Source organism: Kitasatospora sp. NPDC059648 (genome assembly GCF_042734825.1).
Classification (GTDB): Bacteria; Actinomycetota; Actinomycetes; order Streptomycetales; family Streptomycetaceae; genus Kitasatospora.
Genome location: NZ_JBHWDU010000150.1, coordinates 1 through 10,214, shown reverse-complemented (window position 1 = coordinate 10,214; position 10,214 = coordinate 1). Strand labels below are relative to the sequence as shown.

General features: G+C 74.0%; 1 protein-coding gene. It reads right to left on the bottom strand.

Annotated elements, in window-relative coordinates; all coding sequences use genetic code 11:
- A partial coding sequence (locus ACFV1W_RS39005) for an SDR family NAD(P)-dependent oxidoreductase (RefSeq protein ID WP_380422150.1) occupies positions 1-10,214 on the bottom strand: 10,214 nt, incomplete at both ends.

The window sequence follows — 10,214 nt, the reverse complement described above, 5'->3', positions numbered from 1 at the left end:
CGGAACAGCGCCACCTCGACCGCGAACAGCGCCGCCTGCGTGTACGCCGTCCGGTCCAGCAGCTCCGACCCCTCGAACACCACGTCCTTCAACGGGAACTCGAACCTGGAGCACACCTCGTCGAAGGCCGCCGCGAACACCGGGAACGCCTCGTACAACTCCCGGCCCATCCCCGACCGCTGGCTCCCCTGCCCCGTGAACAGGAACGCGAGACGACCACGCGCCGCCGCGGTCCCACCGGCCGTGTCACCGCTTGCCACGGACACGAGGCCCGCGAGCAGCTCGTCCCGGCTCGCACCCGACACGACGGCCCGGTGCTCGAACCGCGCCCGCGCCACCGCCAGCGAGTAGCCGACGTCCGTAAGCGACAGCTCCGGCCGCTGCTCGACGAACGCGGCCAGGTTCGCGGCCTGGTCGCGCAGTGCGCCCTCGGTCTTGCCCGAGAGCACCCACGGCACCGGAGCGTCGACCGTCACCTCGACGGCCTCGGCCGGCTCCTCCGCCGGCGCCTGCTCCAGGATCACGTGGGCGTTGGTGCCACCGATGCCGAAGGAGGAGACGGCGGAGCGCCGGGGCCGGTCCACCGCCGGCCAGTCCCGCGCCTCGGTCAGCAGCTCCACCGAACCCGCCGACCAGTCCACCTCGGGGGTCGGCTCGTCCACGTGCAGGGTCCGCGGCAGGTAGCCCTCCTGCATCGCCATGACCATCTTGATCACACCGGCGACGCCCGAAGCGGCCTGACTGTGGCCGAGGTTGGACTTCACCGAGCCGAGCCAGAGCGGCTCGCCGCCCTCACGCCCCTGCCCGTACGTCGCCAGCAGCGCCTGCGCCTCGATCGGGTCGCCCAGTCGCGTACCCGTCCCGTGCGCCTCCACCACGTCCACCTCGGTGGCCGACAGCCCGGCACCCGCCAGCGCCTGCCGGATCACCCGCTGCTGCGACGGACCGTTCGGCGCCGTCAGACCGTTCGACGCACCGTCCTGGTTCACCGCCGAACCCCGCACCACCGCAAGCACCTTGTGCCCGTTACGACGCGCGTCCGACAACCGCTCCACCAGCAGCATGCCCACGCCCTCGGCCCAGCCGGTGCCGTCGGCCGCCGCCGCGAAGGCCTTGATCCGGCCGTCGGGCGCCAGCCCGCGCTGCCGCGAGAAGTCCACGAAGGTCTCCGGCGTCGCCATGACCGTCACACCGCCGACCAGGGCGAGCGAGCACTCCCGCTGGCGCAGCGACTGCACGGCCAGGTGCAGGGCCACCAGCGAGGACGAGCAGGCCGTGTCCACCGACACCGCCGGGCCCTCAAGGCCCAGGGTGTAGGAGATGCGCCCGGAGGCGACACTGCCCGAGTTGCCGGTGCCGAGGTAGCCCTCCAAGCCCTCCGGCGCGATGTCCCGGCCGGCGTAGTAGTCCGAGCTCATGACACCGGCGAACACGCCGGTCCGGCTGCCGCGCACGGAGACCGGGTCGATCCCGGCGTCCTCCAGCGCCTCCCACGACGCCTCCAGCAGCAGGCGCTGCTGCGGGTCGGTGGCCAGCGCCTCGCGCGGCGAGATCCCGAAGAACGCCGGGTCGAAGTCGCCCGCGCTCTCCAGGAAGCCGCCGACCCGGGTGTAGGTGGTGCCGGCCCGGTCGGGGTCGGCGTCGAAGAGGGTGTCCAGGTCCCAGCCGCGGTCGGTCGGGAAGTCCGTCAGGCCCTCCCGGCCCGCGAGGAGCAGCTGCCACAGCTCCTCGGGCGAGCCGGCGCCGCCCGGGTAGCGGCAGCTCATGCCGACGATCACGACCGGGTCGTCGGCCGCGGCCGGGTCGGCGGTGACGGCCTCGACGGCCTCCGCCTGGTCGTCCTCGTCGCCGAGCACCTCCGCGCGGACGAACTCCACCAGCGCGGCGGGCGTCGGGTAGTCGAACACCAGCGTCGCCGGCAGCTTCAGCCCGGTGGCCGCGTTGAGGCGGTTGCGCAGCTCGACGGCGGTCAGCGAGTCGAAGCCCAGCTCCTTGAACGGCCGGCCCTCCTCGACGGTGTGTGCCCCGCCGTGGCCGAGGACGGCGGCGACGTGGGTCCGCACCAGGGTGAGCAGCGCCGCGTCCCGCTCGTCGCGAGTCAGCGTGGAAAGGCGCGTCGCCAGCTCCGTGCCGCCCACCGCGGTCCCGGTACGGACGGTGCGGCGCGCGGGGGCGCCGACCAGCCGGTGCAGCAGCGCGGGCACCGGGGCGCCCTGGGCACGCAGCCCGGTGATGTCCAGCGGGATCGGGACGAGGGTCGGCTCGGTGCCGCGCACGGCGGCGTCGAACATCGCGAGCCCCAGCTCCGAGGGGAGCGGGATGGTGCCGGCCCGCCGCATGCGTTCAAGGTCGGCCTGCGAGAGGTGGCCGGTGATGCCGCTGCGCTGCTCCCAGAAGCCCCAGGCCAGCGAGGTGGCGGTCAGGCCGTGCGAACGGCGGTGGGAGGCGAGCGCGTCCAGGAAGGTGTTCGCCGCCGAGTAGTTCCCCTGGCCCGCCTCGCCGAAGACGCCGGCGGCGGAGGAGAACAGCGCGAAGACGGACAGGTCCAGGTCGCGGGTCAGCTCGTGCAGGTTGACGGCCGCGTCCACCTTCGGGCGCAGCACGGTGTCGAGCCGCTCGGGGGTGAGCGAGCCGATCACACCGTCGTCCAGCACACCGGCGGTGTGCACGACGCCGGTCAGCGGACGCTTGACCGGCACGGCGGCCAGCAGGGCGGCCAGCGCCTCGCGGTCGGCGGCGTCGCACGCGGCGATCTCGACCTCGGCGGCGCCCAATTCGACCAGCTCGTCGGCCAGTTCCCTTGTGCCCTCGGCGGCCGAACCGCGACGGCTGGTCAGGATGAGGTGCCGCACGCCGTGCCCGGTGACCAGGTGGCGGGCGATCAGGGCACCGAGCGAGCCGGTGCCGCCGGTGATCAGCACCGTGCCGGACGCGTCGAGGACGGCGGGCCCGGCTGCCTCGGCGGTCGCCGGGGCGAAGCGGGCGAGCCGCGGCACAAAGGCCTTGCCGCCGCGCAGGGCCACCTGTTCCTCGCCCGTGGCGACGGCGGCCAGCAGCCGGTCGGCGCGCAGGGCGTCGAAGCCGCGGTCGGCGTCGACCAGGACGAAGCGGTCCGGGTTCTCCGCCTGCGCGGAACGCACCAGACCCCAGACGGGCGCGTGGACGAGGTCCTCGACGCCCTCGGAGACGGCGACCGCGCCGCTGGTGACGAACACCAGACGGGAGGCGGCGAAGCGCTCCTCCGCCAGCCAGTCCTGCAACAGGCCCAGCACCCGGTGCGCCGCCGCACGGACCTCGTCCGCGCCGGTCGTTCCGGTCGCGGTCAGCGGCACGATCACCACGCCCGGCACCGGGACGGCCTCGGCCAGCTCCGCGAGCCCTGGGTAACCGGTGAACCCGGTACGGCCGGTGGAGCCGATCACCGCCGCCGGGCCGGTGGCACCCGCCGCGGCGACGGCGGTCTCCTGCCACTCCACCCGGAACAGCGCGTCGTGGAACTCACCGCGCCGTGCCGCCACCAGCTCGTCCGCCGTGGCCTCGCGCCAGTCGATGGCCGCCGCCGAGAACACCGGCGCGCCCGACTCGTCCGACGCCTGCAGCGAGCCGTCCGCGAGGCGCACCCGCAGAACGGTCGCACCGGTGGCGAACAGCGAGACACCGGTCCACCCGGAGGCGATCCTCGCCGCCTGCCCGTCCAGCGGGAGCGCGTGGAGCGCGGCGTCCAGCAGCGCGGGGTGAAGGCCGAAGCCGTCCGCCGACACGCCCTCGGGCAGTACGACCTCGGCGAAGAGGTCGGCGCCGAGCCGCCAAGCGGCCCGGACTCCCGACTGCTCCGACGCCACCGGCTGGGCACCCTTCGGCGGCCAGACGGACAGGTCGAAGGACTCGGCGCCCACCGAAGTGCCCAGCGTGCCAGTCGCGTTGAGCGTCCACGGCTCGTCCGCACCGGCGTCCTCGGCGCGGGAGAACACCCGCACCGCGTGGCCTCCGGCAGCCACGTCCTCCTGGACGGTCACCCGCAAGGCGACACCACCGCGCTCGGGCAGGACGAGCGGGGCCGGCAGCGTCAGCTCCCGGAGCTCCCCTGCGCCGACCTGGTCACCGGCGTGGATCGCCAGCTCCACGAACGCCGAGGACGGCACCACGGCCACGCCCAGCAGCGTGTGTTCGGCGAGCCAGGCGTGCGACTGGAGGGACACCCGGCCCGTCAGCAGGACGCCGCCGGAGTCCGGCAGGGCGATCGTCGCACCCAGCAGCGGGTGCCCCGTCGCGGCCTGGCCGAGACCGATGGCATTGCCGGCGCCGGCCGTGGTCGCCTTGAGCCAGAAGTGCTCGTGCTGGAAGGCGTAGGTCGGCAGGTCGGTGCGGCGCGCGCCGCGACCGGCGAAGACGGCCTCCCAGTCCAGCTCGGCGCCTCGGGCGTGCAGGCCGGTGACGGCCTGGGTGAAGGTCAGCGCCTCGGAGCGGTCCTTGCGCAGCACGGGGGCGAAGTGGCCCTCCGCGATCTCCTGCGCCAGGGCGGAGAGGGTGCCGTCCGGGCCCAGCTCCAGGAAGTCGGTGACGCCCTGGGCGGCCAGGTACGCGATGCCGTCGGCGAAGCGCACCGCCTCGCGGACGTGGCGCACCCAGTACTCGGGGGACGTCAGCTCGGTCGCCAGCTCCCCGGTGACGTTGGAGACGACGGCGAACTTCGGCTCAGCGTAATTGAGTTCCGAGGCGACGGCGCGGAACTCGGCCAGCATCGGCTCCATCCGCGGCGAGTGGAACGCGTGGCTCACCCGCAGTCGGCGCCCCTTGCGGCCCTGTGCCTTCCAGTGCTCCATCACCTCAAGGACGGCGGCCTCGTCGCCCGAAACCACCACCGACGTCGGCCCGTTGACCGCCGCCACGGCGATCTCCGACTCCCGGCCGGCCAGCAGCGGCAGCACCTCCGCCTCCGCCGCCTCGATCGCCGCCATCGCGCCACCGGCGGGCAGCGCCTGCATCAGACGCCCACGCGCCTCCACCAGCCGCGCCGCATCCTCCAGCGACAGCACGCCCGCGACGTGCGCGGCAGCGATCTCACCCACCGAGTGACCGACCAGGAAGTCCGGCTTCAGACCCCACGACTCCACCAGACGGAACAGCGCCACCTCGACGGCGAACAGCGCCGCCTGCGTGTACGCCGTCCGGTCCAGCAGCTCCGACGCCTCGAACACCACGTCCTTCAAGGGCAGTTCGAAGCGATCGCACACCTCGTCGAACGCCGCGGCGAACACCGGGAAGGTGCCGTACAGCTCCCGGCCCATCCCCGACCGCTGGCTCCCCTGCCCCGTGAACAGGAACGCCAGCTTGCCCCGGCCCACCGTGTCGCCGGAAACCTCGCCGCTCGCCAGACCGGCGAGGCCCGCGAGCAGCTCGTCCCGGCTCGCACCCGACAGCACCGCACGGTGGTCGAACCGGGCCCGCGACAGCGCCAGCGAGTAGCCGACGTCCACCGGCGACAGCTCCGGCCGCTCCCCGACGAACGCCGCCAGGCGCGCCGCCTGGTCGCGCAGCGCGGCCTCGGACTTACCCGACACCACCCACGACACCGGAGCGTCGACCGTCACGTCCTCGGCCTCGACGGCCTTCTCGGCGGGCGCCTGCTCCAGGATCACATGCGCGTTCGTCCCACTCAGGCCGAACGAGGACACCCCCGCCCGGCGCGGACGCCCGACCTGCGGCCAGTCCCGAGCCTCGGTCAGCAGCTCCACCGAACCCGCCGACCAGTCCACCTCGGGCGTGGGCCCGTCGACGTTCAGGGTCCGCGGAAGGTGGCCCTCCTGCATCGCCTTGATCATCTTGATCACACCGGCGACGCCGGCGGCGGCCTGGGTGTGGCCGATGTTCGACTTCACCGAGCCGAGCCAGAGCGGCTCGCCGCCCTCACGCCCCTGCCCGTACGTCGCCAGCAGCGCCTGCGCCTCGATCGGGTCGCCCAGTCGCGTACCCGTCCCGTGCGCCTCCACCACGTCCACCTCGCCGGTGGTCAGGCCGGCACCCGCCAGCGCCTGCCGGATCACCCGCTGCTGCGACGGACCGTTCGGCGCCGTCAGACCGTTCGACGCACCGTCCTGGTTCACCGCCGAACCCCGCACCACCGCAAGCACCTTGTGCCCGTTACGGCGAGCATCCGACAACCGCTCCACCAGCAGCATGCCCACGCCCTCGCCCCAGTTGGTGCCGTCGGCCGCCGCCGCGAAGGCCTTGATCCGGCCGTCGGCGGCCAGACCACGCTGGCGCGAGAAGTCCACGAAGGTGTCCGGACCGGCCATCACGGTGACACCGCCGACCAGGGCCAGCGTGCAGTCCCCCTGCCGCAGCGACTGCACGGCCAGGTGCAGCGCGACCAGCGAGGACGAGCAGGCCGTGTCCACCGACACCGCCGGACCCTCCAGGCCCAGCGCGTACGACACGCGGCCGGAGGCGACACTGCCGGAGGTGCCCGTGCTGAGGTAGCCCTCCAGTTCCTCGGGAACCGACTGCAGGCCGGGGAAGTAATCGGTGGCCATCACACCGGCGAACACTCCGGTCTGGCTGCCCTGCAGGTCGTCCGGGTCGATCCCGGCGCTCTCCAGCGCCTCCCACGACGCCTCCAGCAGCAGGCGCTGCTGCGGGTCGGTGGCCAGCGCCTCGCGCGGCGAGATCCCGAAGAACGCCGGGTCGAAGTCGCCCGCGCTCTCCAGGAACCCGCCGACCCGGACGTAGGTCGTACCGGCCGTGGCCGGGTCCGGGTCGTACAGGCCCTCGACGTCCCAGCCGCGCTCGGCCGGGAACGGCGTCAGGCCGTCACGGCCGTCGGCCACCAGCTGCCACAGCTCGTCGGGGGAGGTCACCCCGCCCGCGAAGCGGCAGCTCATACCGACGATCACGATCGGGTCCTCGCCGGCGGCGACCGTACGGGCGGCGGCCGACTCGACCACCGGGCCCGCACCGACCACCTCGGCCCGCAGGAAGTCCACGAGCGCGGCGGGCGTCGGGTAGTCGAACACCAGCGTCGCCGGCAGCTTCAGGCCGGTCTCCGTGTTGAGGCGGTTGCGCAGTTCGACGGCGGTCAGCGAGTCGAAGCCCAGCTCCTTGAACGCGCGCTTGGGCGCGATCGCCTCGCCGCCGCTGTGGCCGAGCGCGGCGGCGACGTGCGTGCGGACCAGCTCGAACAGCACGTCGTTCTGCTCGTCCTCGGCGAGCCCGGCGAGCCGGCGGCCCAGCGACGAGGAGTCGGTGCGCGCCGCCTTTCCGCTCGCGACGCGGCGGACCGGCGCTCCGACCAGCCCGTGCAGCAGCCCCGGCAGGGCGGCGGCACCCTGGCGGCGGAGGGCGACCAGGTCCAGCGGCATCGGCACCAGCGCGGCCGCGTCGGCCCGGAGGGAGGCATCGAGCAGCTCCATGCCGAGCTCCGAGGAGATCGGCACCATGCCCGAGCGCTTGATGCGCTCCGTGTCGGCCTGCGAGAGGTGGCCGGTGAGTCCGCTGCGCTGCTCCCAGAAGCCCCAGGCCAGCGAGGTCGCCGGCAGGCCGAGGGCGTGACGGTGGGCGGCGAGGGCGTCCAGGAAGGTGTTCGCCGCCGAGTAGTTGGCCTGACCGGCGTCACCGAAGACACCGGCGGCGGAGGAGAACAGCACGAAGGCCGTCAGGTCCAGGTCGCGGGTCAGCTCGTGCAGGTTGAACGCCGCGTCCACCTTCGGACGCAGCACCGCCGTGAGGCGCTCGGGGGTGAGTGAGCCGATCACACCGTCGTCCAGCACACCGGCGGTGTGCACGACCGCCGTCAGCGGGTGCTCGGTCGGCACGGCGGCCAGCAGCTCCGCCAGGGCGTCACGGTCGGCGGCGTCGCACGCGGCGACCTCGACCTCGGCGGCGCCCAGCGCGACCAGCTCGTCCGCCAGCTCCCGCGCACCCTCGGCGGCCAGACCGCGACGGCTGGTCAGGACCAGGTGACGGACACCGTGCTCGGCGACCAGGTGACGGGCGACGAGCGAACCCAGCACACCCGTACCACCGGTGACCAGCACCGTCCCGCCCTCCGCGAGCGTGATCTCCGCCCCTTCCGCCCGGGAGGCACGGACCAGGCGCGGTACGAAGGCCTTGCCGCCGCGCAGGGCCACCTGCCCCTCGCCCGTGGCGACGGCGGCCAGCAGCCGGTCGGCACCCAGCTCGCCGAGGCCGCGGTCGACGTCGACCAGGACGAAGCGGTCCGGGTTCTCCGCCTGCGCGGAACGCACCAGACCCCAGACAGGAGCGTGGACGAGGTCCTCGACGCCCCCGGTCACGGCGACCGCGCCACGCGTGACGAAAACCAGACGGGAGTCGGCGAAGCGCTCCTCCGCCAGCCAGTCCTGCACCAGCGCCAGCGCGTCCTGCGCCGACCGGTGGACAGCGCCCACCACGTCGTCGCCCTCGGACGGCACGAGGGGAGCGAAGACCAGCTCCGGCACCGAACCGGCCCCGGCCAGCTCCGCCGGGCCGGCGAACGCGGTGCCGCCGGTGAGAGCCGCGTCCACCTCGCCGAGCACTGCCCATGAGGCCGTCCCGGCGGCGGGCAGCGCCAGCGCCGACCAGTCCAGCCGGAACAGCGCATCGCGGAACGCGTCGCCCCCAAGCGCGAGTTCACCGGCCGTCGGCTCGTGCCAGGCCACCGCCTGAGCGGCGAGAACGGGCTCACCCGAGGCGTCCACGGCGATCAGCGAGCCGCCCGCGAGGCGCACCCGCAGAGCGGTCGCACCGCTGGCGAACAGCGAGACACCGGTCCACCCGGAGGCGATCCTCGCCGCCTGCCCGTCCAGCGGGAGTGCGTGGAGCGCGGCGTCCAGCAGCGCGGGGTGAAGGCCGAAGCCCTCGGCCGGCACGCCCTCGGGAAGCCCGACCTCCGCATAGTGGGCGTCGCCGAGCTGCCAGGCGGCCCGCACGCCCTGGAAGGCCAGGCCGTAGTCCAGACCTGCCTGCGCGAGGCGCCCGTACAGCGACTCCACGTCCACCTGGCGTGCGCCCTGCGGCGGCCAGACCGACATGTCGACCTCGACGGGAGGCACTCCGGTGCCCACCCGGCCCGTGGCGTGGCACACCCACGGCTCGTCGATCCCGGCGGCCTCGTCGCGCGAGTAGACCGCGACCGGACGGAGACCGTCCTCGTCGGCACCGTCCACGGCCACCCGCAGGGCCACACCGCCCTGCTCGGGCAGGACGAGCGGGGCCTGCAGCGTCAACTCCCGGAGCACACCGGCGCCGACCTGGTCGCCGGCGGCTGTCGCCAGCTCCACGAAGAGCGAACCGGGCACCGCGGCGGCGCCCAGCAGTTTGTGGTCGGCAAGCCAGGCGTGGGACTGAAGGGAGAGGCGGCCGGTCAGCAGGACCGTTCCGGTCGCCGGCAGGGAGACCGCTGCGCCGAGGACCGGGTGCTCGACCGAGGCGAGCCCGGCGGGCGCCAGGCTGCCGGTGGGCGCCGTCTGCTCCAGCCAGAAGTGCTGGTGCTGGAAGGCGTAGGTGGGCAGGTCGACGCGCTGGGCACCGCGACCGGCGAACACCGACTCCCAGTCGAGGTCCGCACCGTGGGCGTGCAGCCCGGTGACGGCCTGCGTGAAGGACAGCGCCTCCGGGCGGTCCTTGCGCAGCACGGGGGCGAAGTGGCCCTCGGTGATCTCCTGCGCCAGGGCAGAGAGGGTGCCGTCCGGGCCCAGCTCCAGGAACTTGGTGACGCCCTGGGCGGCCAGGTACGCGATGCCGTCGGCGAAGCGCACCGCCTCACGGACGTGCCGCACCCAGTACTCGGGGGACGTCAGCTCGGTCGCCAGCTCCCCGGTGACGTTGGAGACGACGGCGAACGTCGGCTCGCTGTAGGTCAACTCGGCTGCCACAGCGCGGAACTCGGCCAGCATCGGCTCCATGCGCGGCGAGTGGAACGCGTGGCTCACCCGCAGCTGACGACCCCGGCGGCCCTGCGCCTTCCAGTGCTCCAGCACCTCAAGCACGGCGGCCTCGTCGCCCGAAACCACCACCGACGCAGGCCCGTTGACCGCCGCGATGGCGATCTCCGACTCCCGGCCGGCGAGCAGCGGCAGCACCTCCGCCTCCGTCGCCTCGATCGCCGCCATCGCACCACCTGCGGGCAGCGCCTGCATCAGACGCCCACGCGCCTCCACCAGCCGCGCCGCATCCTCCAGCGACAGCACGCCCGCGACATGCGCGGCAGCGATCTC